The following is a 14,662-nucleotide window of genomic DNA, read 5'->3' on the forward strand; positions in this document are numbered from 1 at the left end:
CACCTGCATTCGATTTCATCGCGCCAGTTGTCGTTGAATCCGGTTCATGAGTACGGGCGTTTCCAATGGCACCAACGTTTTAAACATCAGATACGTCAGTTATGATCAATTGTTGCCGCAAGAACGACTTTCAGCAAAGTAAACCATGACGATTTTTTCGGTTAGACATTCGACGGTCTATCGCTATGTGCGACCAGTGGCATTCGGTGAGCATCGCCTGATGTTTCGTCCGCGAGACAGTTTTGACCAGCGCCTTCTAGAGGCGACATTGGTTGTCGAGCCAGAGCCCAAACAAATACGATGGATTCACGACGTCTTCGGCAATTGTGTCGCGCTCATCGACGTCACTGCAACTGCGTCGGAGTTGCGCTTTCACAGCCATATTCGCCTCGACCACACACCAGACGTCGCTCTTGATCTGCAGATTGATGAAAAGGCCCTCACCTATCCCTTCACTTATGCGAACGATGAGATTGCTGATCTGGAGCGCACAATTGAACGTCACTATCCCGATCGTGACGATGAAGTCGGCCGCTGGGCCAGACAGTTCGTTCGGGTCGGCCACCCGACGGAAACGGGCCATCTGCTCATGACGCTCTGCTACGCAATTCATGAGAGCTTCGTGTATGAGCGTCGCGCAGCGCGGGGAACGCAATCCCCTGTTCAGACTTTGCAGTTACGGCGGGGCACCTGCCGGGACTTTGCCGTGCTGATGATGGAGGCAGCCCGTTCATTGGGTTTGGCGGCGCGCTTTGTCACTGGGTATATTTATGTGCCTAGTCGCGATGGCTCGATAACCCGCGGCGGCGGATCCACTCATGCGTGGTGCCAAATCTATCTTCCGGGAGCCGGATGGGTGGAGTTCGATCCAACGAACGGGATCGTGGGAAACAGGGATCTGATCCGGGTGGCTGTTGCCCGTGATCCGCGGCAAGCCATTCCATTGACCGGAAGCTACGACGGTGACGCCTCCGACTATGATGGAATGTCGGTGCAGGTGAATGTTACAACAGAAAACGCGATTCCATGATTGAAGGTTTGTAGGGAACCCATCGTGGCTCCTTGACGTTGCCGCATGATTATCAACAAGGCAGTCGGCTACAATCAAGGAGAGACGATGAAGATACGCGCCGGGTTCACCTTGGGATACGAGTGCCCGCAGCCGACAGCGATGTTGCTGGTGCTCAATATTCATCCCTCGCGGCGCGTCGATCTTCTGACGGAACAGAACCTGACGTTCAACCAGCCAATCGATGCGTGGGGTTATATGGATGGATTTGGCAATGCCTGCACCCGTATTGTCGCCCCGCCCGGACTTACGACAATCTCCTCTGAATTTAAAATCTATGACGGCGGCGAGCCAGACGTCGTTCCCCGAAATGCCATCCAGCACGAAATCAAGGATTTGCCCGACGATGTGCTCGTCTTCCTCCTCGGTAGCCGATATTGCGACACGGACAGACTCGGCGACTTTGCCTGGTCGCAGTTCTCCTCGACACCCTTGGGATGGCCTCGGGTTGAGGCGATCCGGGACTACGTCCATGACCACATAACCTTCGACTATCAGAAAGCCGATCCCCTCAGGACAGCCTTTGGCGGATATATCGACAGGACAGGCGTGTGCAGAGATTTCTCCCATCTCGCCATCACCCTTTGCCGCTGCATGAACATTCCGGCGCGTTATTGCACGGGGTATCTTGGCGACATCGGTGTGCCATTCAATCCGGATCCCATGGACTTCAGCGCATGGTTCGAAGTCTATCTTGGCGGGCATTGGCACACCGTCGATGCCCGCCACAACACGCCGCGCATAGGGCGCATACTCATGGCCACCGGGCGTGACGCAACCGACGTGGCCATATCCACCAGTTTTGGTGCCTCGTTACTAACTCGCTTCGAGGTAATTACAGAGGAGGTGACGACGGCCAATCCGACCTGACCGAAGTCGCCCCCACGGCCCGTGCTGGCGGCACGTGGCTAAAATTGGCTCAGATCGATGCTCTCCAAAAATGCGCATTCGGGACGAACCCGCAAAGTGACAGTTCGAGTAGCTGCAATGGGCTAATCCAGATGATTGACGATGACTGCTTAGCGCCCACAGCTGTTCGTTCAGAGTACCAACTCGAAATCCGGCATCTTGAATTCGGGGGCGAGCTAACCTCCATCTTGGGCTGCGGTCACCTTATGATTCGACCAGAATGACCAAGGACTCCGGCACCACTCCGTCGTGGGTCATAACTTCGGCGGCTTCTTTACTCTGCATTGCCTTCATCACGGCATCCATATCCGAAACATCCATCACAACGGCTACGCTAGTCGCATCCTGTGGATCGACGAATGTTCTAATGTTGGTCACGCCGAGCGGGCCAAAAAACTCTTGGCGCTTGGGCGAGTCCAGCCAGTGTTTTACGTCCTTTGAAATTTTGTGGTGGGCGACGACTGTTGGCATTGCAACCTCCCGATTTCGACCCGGAAGTCCAGTATCAACCGAGAATGCCGGGATCTGTCCATGACGAGTCTAGGAACACCCCTTAGGTTGCAAAGTCAACTGATCCGTTAGCGCGTGCAATTTCGGGCCGGACGCGCGCTCGAAGACGTCTCTGGGCACGATCTCTTTTGACGCGACTGGGGGCTGGACGCCAATAAGCGCGTTCTAAAAGAGTCTGAGAGACACCGTTGCACCTGTTGCGACAGGCAAGGCCCAGATCGAAATAAGCCTAAGCCGGGTCTTGGGTTTAGCGCTGTAAACGGAAGCCATGCCAAGCCTCGTAACGCTGGAGCCTGCGCCACCAGCCACGCATGATTTTCTTTGGACTCTTAGGAGCCTATGCTGTCACGCTTGGTTCCAATCTCACAACCCTTTGACTCTTTGTCAGCCGCAGTCGTGGCGATAAGCTTGGCGTCCCGCATTCCTTGGTCGAATAGCTTCATGATTGTCCAGCCCAGGCGGTCTGCAGGATCATGGCTACGCGGATCGCGCTGCAGTATGGCAGCCGCCATTTCGTAGGCACGTGACATCGTCGCGCAATCAGAGGAGGTGTATGTGCGATCAGCGAGGATATTATACATAGCGCAAGTCCCGTACAACGGCGGGAGCACATGGTGTCTCTCAAGCGTCAGCGGCCATAAATGCCTGACGATTTTTATGATTGTCCTCCAGCGGACAAAACAAGTCAATTTGTGGTTGGGACGGACAGGGAACTGCACTGTGGAATCCGCGTTCCTATGCGGCCTGTGGTATACGCGACGTGAAGGTAGCTCGCGTGATGGACACGCTTGTCCCTTCTGTGCTGCTGGCAACATCCATCTTCGCATCAAGTTGTTTGACCAATGCCTGAACGATGGCAGTACCCAGTCCGCCGGCGGTTTCGCGGGTGGTAACGGTGTTTTTGCCGATGCCATTGTCGGAAACGATCAACTTCCAGTCGCTCTTGTCCACTTCGTACGTAACGGCGATTGCGTCATCTGCTCGAACCACTGGAAAAGCATATTTGATGGCGTTGATTACGAGTTCTGTGACGATCAGTCCGAGGCTGACAGCCTTGTCCGAGCCGATCCATTCCTTGTCCGCAACCACATCGATGGCGACCGGATTGTCTTCACCCGTCATCGAGGCCGCCAGACTGGCGCAAAGCTTGGACAGGTAAGACCCGACTTCAATCTGGTCGACGCTTATCGATGTATGCAGGTGCCGCTGCACCTCCGCCACCGACATGACCCGCTGATGGGCGTCCTGGAGATGCAGCCGTGTTTCCTCCGACGTGACGGCGCGCGCCTTCAAAAGCAATATGCTGGCAATGATCTGCAGACTATTGGCAACACGATGTTGCATTTCCCGTAGTAGCGTATCTTTCTGGCGCAGAAGCTCTTCCGTTTGCTGGAGGAGATTTTCCTTTTCTCGTTCAATTGCGCGGCGATCCGTTACGTCGAAAAATGCGAGGAGGATAGTCGAAAGGCTGCTGTCATCGTAGAGCACTTTTCGCGCGTTGAGCAGCATGGTCCTGCGGCCGAGATTAGGGAAATCATGTTCGACTTCAAAGCCGTCCATAGCTGTCTTTTCTGGGATGATTGTTTCGAGAAGAATGCGCAGGGCGGGGATGTTCCACTGGCCGTCTCCGAGTGAATAGAGCAAATGGCCCCGCGTCCGCTCGGGATCGACCCGGAATTTTTCGTAAAAGGAACGACTTGCAGCAAGGACCCGAATTTCATCGTCGAGCACGAGAAAGGGTTCGGGAATGGTGTTGACGATAGCTTGCGCAAGCTTTTGGGCGTCTTCGAGATTGGGCAAGTCGATCATGGCAACGGGGAGATCCGATCCGAACCAGGTACGGCATCGATACGAGCGCCCATGTGATCCTTACGAACTATAGACCGCGCGGTCATTGATGTCGCTAAGGGATTATGAAAGGCGCTCCGCTGTACCGTCTACCGTAGGGCGTCGCTCATCTTTTAATGAAAGTGACCTTCTGGCGACGGGCAACGGAACGTAATTCGCCAGCGTATGTTGTGTTCTAGAGAACGGAGTCAATCGTCATGGAATGTTAGATCCCGGGAGCGCGGCAAGGGCCTTTAGACTTGCTAGCCGCAGTAAGGACTTTCGGGTGCGTATGGCCACCGGATACCGATTGCACTCGATCGATAAACGTTTTCAGCGGCTGCTTGATCGATTGGACGATGCGGAACAAGCGCAACTGGTGCGAGACGGCCAAGCTTGAGAATTCCTGTCCAGTTATCCAACCTGTCCTGGCCTATGTCGGATATCAAGGTGACCGCACAGGAAATCGGCGACTACAATGACATCGTCACCAAGCTTCAAGCTGCGATACCAGCCAAACGGTATCCGGACGTGGTCTTGCTGGAAATCACGCGGTACGGATTGTTTGCCGAAAAGGGCATCCTTGAGAACCTTACGCCATACCTCGACAAGGATCCGCTGAAGGAACAGCTTTACGATTTCGCCCTCGATGTCGGGAAGTACAAAGGCTCCAACTACGTCATTCCGTTTAATTCCTCGACACCCGTCATATACTACAACAAAGCCCTTCTCAGAGCGGCTGGCTTGCCTGACACGGTGCCCCTCAAGAACTTCAACGATCTGTTGGGTGCCGCGAAAACTGTGCAGGAGAAACTCGGGGCCCAAGGCAAGTTCGGCATCAGTCCGATGGGCCAGTTTGCCCGCTGGGGCATAGTCATGAGTAACGATTCTGATCTCATCGATCCGGTTTCGAACGACGTGATCGTCGATTCGCCCAAAACCATCGCTGCGTATGAATGGATGGCAGACCTAGTCAGGAAGTACAAAGTCGCATCGGTTGACGGCATCACCGACGAAAACGCCGCGAAGGCACAATTCACTGCCGGAAATGTTGCCATCAATCTCGACTCCACCGGAGTTTTTGGAGGTTTCAAAAAAGCCCTCGGAGACGATCTCGGCGTAGCGCCATTCCCTTGCGAAGCGGTCTGCCGAGTCCCGATCGGAGGTGCCGGCATCGGTATCATCAGCATGATCGACGTCGAGAAGAAGAAGGCCGCCTACGACTTCATCAGTTACATGGCAAGCCCCGAAGCCAATGCGATCTGGTTTGCGGCCACGGGTTACCTGCCGATCAACAAGAAGACGCTCGACGTCAAGGTCGCTGCCGACGCCGCGAACAAGGACGAGGGCATTACCGTTTCGATCAAGCAGATCGACTACGCCCGTGGCCGGCCAAGGCCCCCGGTCGTCACCTGGATGCGCAAAATGGAGTACGGTGTATGGGAGAGCGTAGCCCTCGGCCAAAAGCAGGTGCCGGAAGCACTCAAGGAACTCGCCGCACAGACCAAGGCGCAGACTGACTGACCACAATGTATAAACTGAAGGGGACGGCGCTGCGCCGTCCTTCGGATATCTCATGATTGCGCGACTAACGCCTTACGCGATGGTATTGCCCATTGTCGTATTTATTCTGGCATTCACATATTGGCCAATCCTCGTCAGCTTCGATCTGAGTTTCCGTCATTGGGATTTCATGTCGTCCGAAAAGCCGTTCGTAGGGTTGTTGAATTACAGCGAACTCGTGCGCTCGGTTGAGTTTTGGAATTCGGTCACCATCACCCTGATATTCACCGCCATTTCAGTACCCTTGCGGCTGGCCCTTGCCATAGCCATCGCACGCTATCTTACGACCGAGAGCAAAACAGTGCGGGCACTACGAGGGGCATTCTTTCTACCCGCCGTCACGTCAAGCGTCGCCATTGCGGTCATATGGTCATGGATCTTTTCCACCGACGCGGGCGTGGCGAATGCGCTTCTCAACAATCTTGGCATCGCCAAAGTGCCGTGGTTGCAGACGCCCTCGCTTGCCCTTTGGGTGATCATCATCGTCAACACCTGGAAGCAATTGGGCTACGATATCGTCATCTACGTCGCAGGCCTCCAGGCAATTCCAGAAGACCTATATGAAGCCGCCAAGATGGATGGCGGCAAGAGGTGGCATACGTTCCGGAGGGTGACGTTTCCGCTCGTCATGCCGACCACATATTTTTTGCTCATCGTCTCCGTTATCGAGTCCTTCCAGATTTTCACAATTGTCGACGTGATGACGCAGGGCGGGCCCGCGATGTCGACCGACATGATGGTGAATATGCTCTACCGGACCGGATTCACGCTGTTCGATGTTGGTAAGGGTTCAGCGCTTGCAGTGCTGCTATTCGTATTCCTGGTTGTCTTGACGGTGTTGAAGTCTCGGATATTGGGCAAACGGGTGCATTATGAACACTAGCGGCGTTCTCCTGAGGACCACCGCGGTCGCGGTCGGTCTCTTGTTCCTCTCCCCCCTTCTCTACGGCATCTGGATCTCTCTTCAGACGGCCAACGGCTTTTTTTCCGGCAACGGCGAAATGACACTTCAGAACTATGTTGATGCGGTGGAGAAGATGAATTTTCTCCGCTACCTCTTCAACAGCCTGATTGTGTCGGGCGGGGTAACCATCCTCAGCCTGGCCACGTCGATCATGGCGGCATACGCATTTTCGCGTTTCGAATTCCGCGGCAGGGATTTGATCTTCGGGCTTGTAGTTGCAACCCTGATGATCCCCGGTCACATCACGCTCATACCCAACTACCTGAATTTTGCTAAAGTGGGCCTGCTAGACACCTATGCAGGATTAATTTTGCCCGCTGTGGCCAACGGTTTTGCGACATTCTTCCTACGCCAGTATTTCCGTGGCATACCCCGCTCCCTCGACGAGGCTGCCTGGATGGATGGCGCGAACGCCTGGAAGGTGCTGTACCGCGTGATCATCCCCATGTCGAAACCTGCCATTTACGCGATGGGGCTGTTCATTTTTTTGGGAGAGTGGAACAGCTACGTCTGGCCGCTGATTGCCACCGACAGTCCAGACATGCTGACACTGCAAATTGGCCTCGCCCGGCTTTACAAGATGGATGCCCAGGAAGGCCTGGTGAATTGGCCCCTTGTCATGGCGGCCGCCACACTGACGATGCTTCCTGTATTGCTCGGATTTGCCCTCGTCGAGCGCCACCTCGTCCGCGGCATCTCCATGGGCGCAATCAAATGACCACTGAAGGAAATGCAATGCAAACGATGATAGCGTCCCACCGGGGCGGCACCCTCGAGTATGGAGACTCCACGCCCTCTGGCTTTCGGGCGACGGCCGGCATGCCGCTGGAACAAGTGGAGTTCGATGTGCATCCGACAGCGGACGGGCACATCGTGGTGCACCATGATGCCACGATGGATCGCACCACGGACCGGATCGGAGCGCTCGGTGATCTGACACTGCACGAAATCAAGGCCGCGCGCATCAACTACTCGAAAGGTGAAAGCCCGCTTACCCTCGACGAGCTTTGTAGCATCTATCGCGACGGGACGGTCGGCTTCCGCTGTGAGATCAAAGCCGACCAGAATGGCATTCCCTACCAGTCATTCATTCCAAACGTGGCAGAAACATTGGCGCGAGAGGGGATGCTGGAGAAAACAGTATTCTCTGCCTTCTATTTGGAAATTCTGCAGGAGCTTAAGCGGACGCAGGAACGCCCTGTTCTTTGGTTGATCAGCCCGCAGCTGCATAGGCAGCTTGGCATTCCGGAGATAATCTCCATTGCCCGAACGAACGCTATTCCTGAGATCGGCGTCAATATCGAACTGCTTGATGAACGGGTCGTGGAAATGTGCGGTCAATCAGCGATAGAGATCGGTTGCTGGGCTGCCCATAGCGTACCCCAGATGACAAAAGCTTTTGCGTTGGGTGCCAAAGTCATGACGACGGACAGGCCGTCAGTCGCTTTACGTGTTCGTGACGAATTCTATCGGGACACACGAGCGTCATGATTTCGATTGCGCTCGAAAATGTCAGCAAGTCGTACCAAGCCGATACTCCCGTTGTTAAGAACGTGGATCTCGATATCGAGCCGGGCGAGTTTGTCGTAATTGTAGGTCCCTCAGGTTGCGGCAAATCAACGATGATGCGCATGATTGCTGGTTTGGAGCGGATCTCATCGGGAACTCTCAGAATAGGCGGCAAGGTAGCCAACGATATCCCGCCGCAGCACCGCGACATCGCGATGGTCTTTCAGAATTATGCTCTCTACCCCCACCTCACAGTCGCAGAGAACATTGGATTCAGTTTGGAAATGCGCGGCGTCTCCAAAACGGAAAGGTTAAGGCGCGTTGAAGTGGTCGCGCATCTCTTGCAGCTTTCGGACTATCTTCACAAAAAGCCCAAGGACCTGTCCGGCGGCCAACGCCAGCGCGTCGCCATGGGACGGGCGATCGCCCGTGACGCCAAGACGTACTTGATGGATGAGCCTTTATCCAATCTCGACGCTGAGTTGAGGAGCAGTATGCGGGCCGAGATAAAGCATCTGCACAGGCAATTGAAGGCAACGATGATCTACGTCACGCACGATCAGGTTGAGGCGTTGACATTGGCTGACCGGATCGCTGTCATGAACAAGGGTGTGCTTCTGCAATTCGACACCCCAGAAAAAATTTACGACGATCCGGCAAGCCTGTTCGTGGCTGGGTTCATCGGATCACCGCCGATGAATTTTATCGAGGCTAACTGCAAAGAAGGTATAGTCCAGACCACTAAGGAGGGAACCCGCATTCCGATAACTTGCCCTCCAGAGCTTGAAGGAGAAGATGTTGTAGTTGGTTTGCGGCCCGAAAACGGCGTTCTGTCAGCGGGCGACAAAAGGATGGCGATCGAATTCCGTGGTGAAGTGATGCTTATCGAGACCACGGGCAGCAATCGCAACATTCACGCCAAGACGGCGACTGGCCCACTCCTCATCGTGGCACCTCGGTCAGCAGCCATCGGATTGGGAGATAACGTTTCGATCGGCTATAACACCGAGGACGCATTCCTTTTCGAGAAAAAAACGGGGAAGCGCATCCATCTGTCTTAGCCTTTGTATTGCATTGCTCATGTGAGGTCCTCATGCGCTCATACTCATCATAGAAATCACGGGCATTGGTGGCTGTCGATTTTCCCCGTGTGCTCACGTCAACTAGTCGAGCAATTGTTTGGCTTGGATGAGATCTTGCGTTTCAAAACCTTCGGTGAACCAGTCGTAGACGGGTGACAGGACGCTTCGGCCGTCTTGATCGCGCCCTTGAACGACGTAGAGGCGGGTAAGGTTCATGGCGGCCCTCAGCTCCGTCGAACTGAAGCTCGGTTACCTGCGCCATATCCCGCCAGGGTCAACGATCACGTTGGCATAGTTTGGATGCAATTATTTTGGTTGCATGAGTTCAATGCGATTTCCGAAGGGATCATCGACGTATCGTCGTTCGTAACCCTCTAACGGTTTATCTTCTTTGACCAGGAAGCCCGCATTACTGAGAGTGCGTACTAAGAAGGCAAGGTCGTCCACGACAAAGGCGGGATGGGCTTTTCTGGCGGGTGAAAAGTCGTACTCAACACCACGATGTATTTTAACACTGCCGTTTTCGAACCAGCATCCTCCCCTAGCACCGAGCTGCGCGGGTTTTGGTACCTCGGGAACGCCCAACGACCGCGCGTAGAAGTCTCTTGCTTTGGCTTCGCCACCAGCCGGCATAGCAAGTTGAACGTGATCGATTCCACTAATCATTACTGCCGTCTCTCCAGCCTCAAACTCTTCCTGTTTCCATACCGGAATTATTCAAATAGGTAATGGCGTTTTGGCTTTGGACCCACGCCCGTAAAGTTCCTGTGGATGCGACCAGCACGGCGGCGGCGAGAAGTCGGTCCCTGACATGTTATGCATGGTGAAACGTCAACTAAAACAGTGGTGAAACGTTAATTAGAAGTCTGGTGAATCGTTAATTACGATGGTGGTGAAACGTAATATAGCAGCGTGGCCAAGTGCAGAAATGGTGTGGTTGGCGGGTCGGGCTTTCAACAGAAAGCACGGGCAGGATGACAGTGATTCAAATAGGCGCAATAAAATAAGACGTGTGGCTCGCTCTAATGCCAAGGCTTACAGCCCCTGCCCCTCCATCTGGAACATTTACGGTCTCGGGCGGACCTCTTAAGAGCGAATAGCCTCGACCAACGACACCAGCCCTTCAGGGAACATCTCTCGTCGACCTGGAGTCCAATCTTATCATGCCCGCCCCCTCGAAATGACGGCGAAGCTGAACTACCGTTGGAGTCATGTGCAACGACTATGAGCAGCATATCCGTTGGGCCGAATATTGCGACATGATGCAGAAGCTCGAGCTAGGCATTCCTGCCCATCAGAGCGAGTTCGACCTTCCGCAGGCCGATGATATCAGGGTCAACGATATGGCTCCGGTGATGCGCGCTGCCAGAGACTATATCGAACTTTCGCCGATGAATTTCAGCTTCCCGCCTACCGGGCGCGGCGGTCCCGTGTTCAATTTCCGGTCGGAGGGCCGCCACTTTGACGACAGCAGACGTTGCCTTATCCCGGCAAGTGCCTTCTTCGAATTCACGGGCAAGAAATATCCTAAAGCGAAGCATCGGTTTGCTTTGCAGGATTCGCCCTTTCTGGCGATCGCGAGCGTCTGGCGCGAGGGACAAGGCAACCATCCCGCTGCCTTTACGATACTGACAACGATGCCGGGACCGGACGTGGAACCGTTTCACAATCGCCAAGTGGTTGTGCTTCGCCCTGAAAACTGGGCAGCCTGGATTTACGTGACGAAGTCCGAAACAGAATTGCTGCGGCCGCTGCCGGAGGGCTCGCTGACTGTGGAGACCGTGCGGGCGGGAAATGACTGAGTTTGCGTGCCCGTGCGCTCGCCGCGATGAATGGCTATGGCGCTGTCTGGCACTCCGCCGATAGTGTTGCCCATGGGTTATTACTCATTTCCGTGCACAGTTATTACTCATTTCACCTGACACCTAATACACATTCCCCCACCTTTCTATTATACATCTCCCCAAAACGCCTAGCGCTTGCCATCAAGAAGATCGTCGACGAACGGCGCAGAATGGGGCAATTCATCCTGACTGGGTCTTCGAACGTATTTACATCCGCGCATGTCGCGGACTCCCTCACTGGCCGAGTCCAGACCTTGACGATGCTCCCGATGAGTGTCGCCGAAATAAGTCAGAAAGGGCCTGCGAGAATTCTGGATTGGGCCAATCGAGCCGAGGGACCAACGCTGGCCGATTTGCCGATGCCGGATAAAGTCTCAAGGAGCACATACGTCGATATGATGCTGGCAGGGGGATATCCTGAGATTCGCAGCTTAGAGGACCGCCGACGCAGACGCCGTTACCGAGACTACGTGGATACGATTGTCGAACGGGATGTTGCTGATATCTTCGAAATCAGGAAATCTGACGCGATGAGTCGGTTGATCGATCAACTCGCCGCACGAATTGCCAACGAACTCAATGTCCAGGACCTCAGCGGGAAGATTGGCATGCAGCGCAAGACAAAGGATACATATCTGGACGTGGAAGCGATCGCTTTCGGCTTTGAAGAGCTCTGACAACACCGAAAAGAAATAGTGATTGGCATTCAGGCGGTAAACGCTCGACCGCCCCAATCCGGACGACAACACAATCTCTAGCGAAACGAGATCGATCAGTGCCCTTCTCAGGCTTTCCTGAGCCAGCCGACTTTTGCGGATAATCTCGTTGGAGGCCAGCATTCCTCCATGCAGCGATAGCACCCGCAACACCCGCAAGTTTGAATCGACGCCAAGGATGGCAGTCAGAGGATACCGGATTGCGCTTTCTCTCGATGAAGGGGCCATTCAACTCCTCAACGAAGACCAGCTATAGATACTAGATAATTAGTTTTTAAACTAGATATCAGGGTGGAAACCTACGGAGCGAAGATGAAAACTGACAAGCAGCAGAACATTGGGGCCACTTGTATGGCGTTAAGTGTACTCTCCGAGCTAGCAAGGAAGAATGGCCACGCCATGCTTGCCTATCTGATCGACATTGCGTTGAGGAGCCCAAGCAAAGGTTGGCCAGTTCAACCGCCCATGAGCCTGAATAGTATTACGCGAACGGCAGGGTTTGCATGCGGATCACTTGGCGCACCACATCAAGAGACTTTTCGATAAAGGCGCGCCCGACTTTCAGATCATTGCTTCGATAGCGGCTCACCGCGTGCGAGTCCCCGCTGCCTCAAATATCCGAGACAGAACCAACATTCAGGCTGCCGTTGGCTCAACCTCGACCGTCACATGAGACAGATCATGGATATGGGCGAGTTTTTGCCGATAGGAGGAAGGTGTTTTCGGATGATTGCTGACCAGCGAAACGATGGCCCCGTGATGACCAGGTCCAAGCTGCCAGACATGCAGATCAGTGATCACGTCGCCCTCTTCTTCAATGGCCGCGCGGATTTCTTCCGGCAGATCTTCGCTTGACGGAACATAGTCCAGAAGCACGCCACCCGCATCGCGAATGAGACCCCACGACCATTTTGCGATCACGAGGGCACCGACAATACCCATTGCCGGATCAAGCCAAAGCCAGCCGTAGATACTCCCCGCAAGAAGAGCAAAAATGGCAAGGACGGACGTCAAGGCATCGGCAAGCACGTGCAGGTAGGCGGCACGCAGATTGTTGTCATGGCCGTGTCCATGATGATCATCATGGTGATGTCCATGGTGCGAATGGTCGTCTCGCAACAGCCACGCGCAGACCAGATTGACCGCGAGACCAATAACGGCGACGGCAATCGCCTGCGGGAAACTAATCGGAACCGGATTGGCGAGACGCACGAAACTCTCCCAGCCGATGAGCACAGCGATCAATGCAAGCACAACCGCGCTTGCAAAGGCGGCAAGATCGCCGAATTTTCCGGTCCCGAACGTGAACCGGGGATTGCGGGCATTCTTCCGCGCGTACAGGTAGGCTAGGGCCGCAATGAGCATGGCCGCAGCATGCGTCGACATGTGCCAGCCATCGGCGACGAGAGCCATCGAGCCGAACAGCGTTCCTGCCGTGATTTCCGCCACCATCATCGTCGCCGTCAGGGCGATGACGAACCAGGTACGACGTTCGTTGCGCTCGTGGTTGTCGCCGAGAAAGACGTGGTCGTGAGACCCTGCTTCCAGATGCACTGCATGATTATGGTTCATTTGAGATACTTCCTCACAACGTCAATGAGTTCCGCCGCTCCCTGGGCGCGCTCGGCATCTGCATCCTTGTCCGGATCGACGACATGCACGCGGATGTGATCCTCGATGAGTTCGCCCATCAGGCCGTTCACAGCCCCGCGCACCGAGGCAACAAGGTTCAGGATATCGCCGCAAGGCGCTTCGGCCTCCAGGGCACGCTCCACTGCCTCCATCTGTCCTTTGAGGCGACGAATGCGTCCGAGCAGCTTGGCTTTCTCTTTTGTCGTATGCGACGTCCATGGCCTCGACGGTCACCTTTGCACCATGGGCACAAACTCGGCCGCCCATTTTGGCAGTTTGGAGGCTGCATCTGGTGAATTCCAGATGGCCAGTTCTGCTTCCGAAAGGATCAGGTCCGCGCTGGGGAACTGTTTGGCCGGGTCAGCAACAAGCCCGCCTATATGATCGGGGTGGCAGTGGGTGAGAACGACCATGCTAATAGAGTCCGCGGCGATGCCCGCTGCTCCAAGCGTTTTCGTCAATCGCCCGGCACGGGCGGCCCAATCTGTGCCCGAGGTAAGGCCTGTGTCGACCAGAATCCGCTTCTGCCCGGTGTCAATCAGTAGCGGGCTGGCCTGAAGCTGAACCATGTCAGGGGCAAGGTAATGCGCGTCAAAATATGGTTTCTTTTCTACCGGTTTGACATTTGTCGCAAGGCTGTCGGTGGGCAAGACGAACACGCCGTCGCATAGTAATGTAATTTGGAAGTCACCAAGGGCGAATGAATAATACCCCGGTGAAGTTTTGGTCTGCCGCTGACGTAACTTCTGGGATTCCTACGACGGAAACAACTGTTCCAGCAACCGTCGCTTTCAAGAAAGCGCGTCTGTCTGTCGCAAACATGGTGCCTCTCCTTCGAAAAGCTCGCTAGTCCCCGTTTGTACTATTGATACCTAAATCTACCACGAACCTAGCCGTGAGGCGATCTAAACTGCTCACCTGGCGCGATGTCCGCCTTGCGCCGATACTGTTGAAAAACTCATTGTTGCAGGCGCTTGGGACGCATGATTCAATCCTCTGAGTGATTTGGCAGGGGATCAGGCGATGATGGGATTTCA

General features: G+C 54.7%; 17 protein-coding genes. 9 read left to right on the forward strand and 8 right to left on the reverse strand.

Annotated features, from left to right (window positions below):
- Positions 1 to 145 precede the first annotated feature (145 nt).
- Together FHS21_RS19540 and FHS21_RS19545 are read left to right on the forward strand one after the other, a co-directional pair.
- Positions 146 to 1,030 carry a transglutaminase family protein gene (locus FHS21_RS19540; protein ID WP_112551917.1) on the forward strand — a complete coding sequence of 295 codons (885 nt, stop codon included), beginning with the start codon at positions 146 to 148 and terminating at the stop codon, positions 1,028 to 1,030.
- Between the two features lie 87 nt (positions 1,031 to 1,117).
- Positions 1,118 to 1,939 (forward strand): transglutaminase-like domain-containing protein, encoded by an 822-nt coding sequence (locus FHS21_RS19545; protein WP_112551920.1) that lies wholly within the window; start codon positions 1,118 to 1,120, stop codon positions 1,937 to 1,939.
- Between the two features lie 243 nt (positions 1,940 to 2,182).
- On the opposite strand, the gene FHS21_RS19550 is transcribed toward FHS21_RS19545, so the two are convergent.
- The 3 genes from FHS21_RS19550 to FHS21_RS19560 all read right to left on the reverse strand — a co-directional run bounded on the left by FHS21_RS19550 (position 2,183) and on the right by FHS21_RS19560 (position 4,297).
- Complete coding sequence (locus tag FHS21_RS19550; RefSeq protein ID WP_112551918.1) at positions 2,183 to 2,449, reverse strand: hypothetical protein; 267 nt, start codon at positions 2,447 to 2,449, stop codon at positions 2,183 to 2,185.
- Positions 2,450 to 2,817: 368 nt separating this feature from the next.
- Positions 2,818 to 3,069, reverse strand: coding sequence for a hypothetical protein (locus FHS21_RS19555; protein ID WP_162713687.1), 252 nt, complete (start codon positions 3,067 to 3,069; stop codon positions 2,818 to 2,820).
- Between the two features lie 154 nt (positions 3,070 to 3,223).
- A complete protein-coding gene (locus FHS21_RS19560) occupies positions 3,224 to 4,297 on the reverse strand; it encodes a sensor histidine kinase (RefSeq protein ID WP_183663710.1) in 1,074 nt (357 codons plus the stop codon).
- Between the two features lie 468 nt (positions 4,298 to 4,765).
- On the opposite strand from FHS21_RS19560, the gene FHS21_RS19565 reads away from it, so the two are divergent.
- From FHS21_RS19565 to FHS21_RS19585, 5 genes are read left to right on the forward strand one after another with little or no spacing between them, the layout of a single operon-like run.
- On the forward strand, positions 4,766 to 5,839 hold the full coding sequence (locus tag FHS21_RS19565; RefSeq protein WP_312879902.1) for an extracellular solute-binding protein: 1,074 nt from the start codon (positions 4,766 to 4,768) through the stop codon (positions 5,837 to 5,839).
- A gap of 52 nt (positions 5,840 to 5,891) precedes the next feature.
- Entirely contained in the window at positions 5,892 to 6,761 is an 870-nt protein-coding gene (locus FHS21_RS19570) for a carbohydrate ABC transporter permease (RefSeq protein ID WP_112551623.1), read from the forward strand.
- Positions 6,751 to 7,560, forward strand: a complete 810-nt coding sequence (locus FHS21_RS19575; protein WP_112532141.1) for a carbohydrate ABC transporter permease — start codon at positions 6,751 to 6,753, stop codon at positions 7,558 to 7,560. The genes FHS21_RS19570 and FHS21_RS19575 overlap by 11 nt, the downstream gene beginning before the upstream one ends.
- Positions 7,561 to 7,577: 17 nt before the next feature.
- Positions 7,578 to 8,333 carry a glycerophosphodiester phosphodiesterase family protein gene (locus tag FHS21_RS19580; RefSeq protein WP_112532151.1) on the forward strand — a complete coding sequence of 252 codons (756 nt, stop codon included), beginning with the start codon at positions 7,578 to 7,580 and terminating at the stop codon, positions 8,331 to 8,333.
- Positions 8,330 to 9,412 (forward strand): ABC transporter ATP-binding protein, encoded by a 1,083-nt coding sequence (locus tag FHS21_RS19585; RefSeq protein ID WP_112532142.1) that lies wholly within the window; start codon positions 8,330 to 8,332, stop codon positions 9,410 to 9,412. Before FHS21_RS19580 ends, FHS21_RS19585 begins: the two co-directional genes overlap by 4 nt.
- Before the next feature lie 102 nt (positions 9,413 to 9,514).
- Here FHS21_RS19585 and FHS21_RS31220 read toward each other — a convergent pair whose 3' ends face one another.
- Both FHS21_RS31220 and FHS21_RS19590 read right to left on the reverse strand, forming a co-directional pair.
- Positions 9,515 to 9,649 carry a hypothetical protein gene (locus FHS21_RS31220; protein WP_281386124.1) on the reverse strand — a complete coding sequence of 45 codons (135 nt, stop codon included), beginning with the start codon at positions 9,647 to 9,649 and terminating at the stop codon, positions 9,515 to 9,517.
- A gap of 90 nt (positions 9,650 to 9,739) precedes the next feature.
- Positions 9,740 to 10,099, reverse strand: a complete 360-nt coding sequence (locus tag FHS21_RS19590) for a VOC family protein (RefSeq protein WP_112532143.1) — start codon at positions 10,097 to 10,099, stop codon at positions 9,740 to 9,742.
- 545 nt (positions 10,100 to 10,644) lie between these two features.
- Here FHS21_RS19590 and FHS21_RS19595 point away from each other — a divergent pair.
- Together FHS21_RS19595 and FHS21_RS19600 are read left to right on the forward strand one after the other, a co-directional pair.
- Positions 10,645 to 11,235, forward strand: coding sequence for an SOS response-associated peptidase family protein (locus FHS21_RS19595; protein ID WP_112532144.1), 591 nt, complete (start codon positions 10,645 to 10,647; stop codon positions 11,233 to 11,235).
- A 2-nt stretch (positions 11,236 to 11,237) separates the two neighbouring features.
- On the forward strand, positions 11,238 to 11,954 hold the full coding sequence (locus FHS21_RS19600; RefSeq protein ID WP_246411109.1) for a DUF8612 domain-containing protein: 717 nt from the start codon (positions 11,238 to 11,240) through the stop codon (positions 11,952 to 11,954).
- A 675-nt stretch (positions 11,955 to 12,629) separates the two neighbouring features.
- Here FHS21_RS19600 and dmeF read toward each other — a convergent pair.
- Genes dmeF through FHS21_RS19615 form a run of 3 tightly spaced genes read right to left on the reverse strand, consistent with a single transcriptional unit; the run spans position 12,630 to position 14,275 of the window.
- Entirely contained in the window at positions 12,630 to 13,565 is a 936-nt protein-coding gene (gene dmeF / locus FHS21_RS19605; protein ID WP_112532145.1) for a CDF family Co(II)/Ni(II) efflux transporter DmeF, read from the reverse strand.
- On the reverse strand, positions 13,562 to 13,810 hold the full coding sequence (locus FHS21_RS19610) for a metal/formaldehyde-sensitive transcriptional repressor (protein WP_376772158.1): 249 nt from the start codon (positions 13,808 to 13,810) through the stop codon (positions 13,562 to 13,564). Before FHS21_RS19610 ends, dmeF begins: the two co-directional genes overlap by 4 nt.
- Before the next feature lie 45 nt (positions 13,811 to 13,855).
- Positions 13,856 to 14,275, reverse strand: a complete 420-nt coding sequence (locus tag FHS21_RS19615; RefSeq protein WP_158482264.1) for an MBL fold metallo-hydrolase — start codon at positions 14,273 to 14,275, stop codon at positions 13,856 to 13,858.
- Between the last annotated feature and the right edge of the window lie 387 nt (positions 14,276 to 14,662).

This window comes from Phyllobacterium trifolii (assembly GCF_014192095.1).
GTDB classification, from domain to species: Bacteria; Pseudomonadota; Alphaproteobacteria; order Rhizobiales; family Rhizobiaceae; genus Phyllobacterium; species Phyllobacterium trifolii.

Excerpts from the sequence above, each read along its gene's own strand:
- FHS21_RS19595 (WP_112532144.1), top strand. The coding sequence starts at position 10,645 with ATGTGCAACGACTATGAGCAGCATATCCGTTGGGCCGAATATTGCGAC.
- FHS21_RS19585 (WP_112532142.1), top strand. The coding sequence starts at position 8,330 with ATGATTTCGATTGCGCTCGAAAATGTCAGCAAGTCGTACCAAGCCGAT.
- FHS21_RS19540 (WP_112551917.1), top strand. The coding sequence starts at position 146 with ATGACGATTTTTTCGGTTAGACATTCGACGGTCTATCGCTATGTGCGA.
- FHS21_RS19560 (WP_183663710.1), bottom strand. The coding sequence starts at position 4,297 with ATGATCGACTTGCCCAATCTCGAAGACGCCCAAAAGCTTGCGCAAGCT.
- FHS21_RS19555 (WP_162713687.1), bottom strand. The coding sequence starts at position 3,069 with ATGTATAATATCCTCGCTGATCGCACATACACCTCCTCTGATTGCGCG.
- FHS21_RS19580 (WP_112532151.1), top strand. The coding sequence starts at position 7,578 with ATGCAAACGATGATAGCGTCCCACCGGGGCGGCACCCTCGAGTATGGA.
- FHS21_RS19550 (WP_112551918.1), bottom strand. The coding sequence starts at position 2,449 with ATGCCAACAGTCGTCGCCCACCACAAAATTTCAAAGGACGTAAAACAC.
- dmeF (WP_112532145.1), bottom strand. The coding sequence starts at position 13,565 with ATGAACCATAATCATGCAGTGCATCTGGAAGCAGGGTCTCACGACCAC.
- FHS21_RS31220 (WP_281386124.1), bottom strand. The coding sequence starts at position 9,649 with ATGAACCTTACCCGCCTCTACGTCGTTCAAGGGCGCGATCAAGACGGC.
- FHS21_RS19590 (WP_112532143.1), bottom strand. The coding sequence starts at position 10,099 with ATGATTAGTGGAATCGATCACGTTCAACTTGCTATGCCGGCTGGTGGC.
- FHS21_RS19545 (WP_112551920.1), top strand. The coding sequence starts at position 1,118 with ATGAAGATACGCGCCGGGTTCACCTTGGGATACGAGTGCCCGCAGCCG.
- FHS21_RS19575 (WP_112532141.1), top strand. The coding sequence starts at position 6,751 with ATGAACACTAGCGGCGTTCTCCTGAGGACCACCGCGGTCGCGGTCGGT.
- FHS21_RS19570 (WP_112551623.1), top strand. The coding sequence starts at position 5,892 with ATGATTGCGCGACTAACGCCTTACGCGATGGTATTGCCCATTGTCGTA.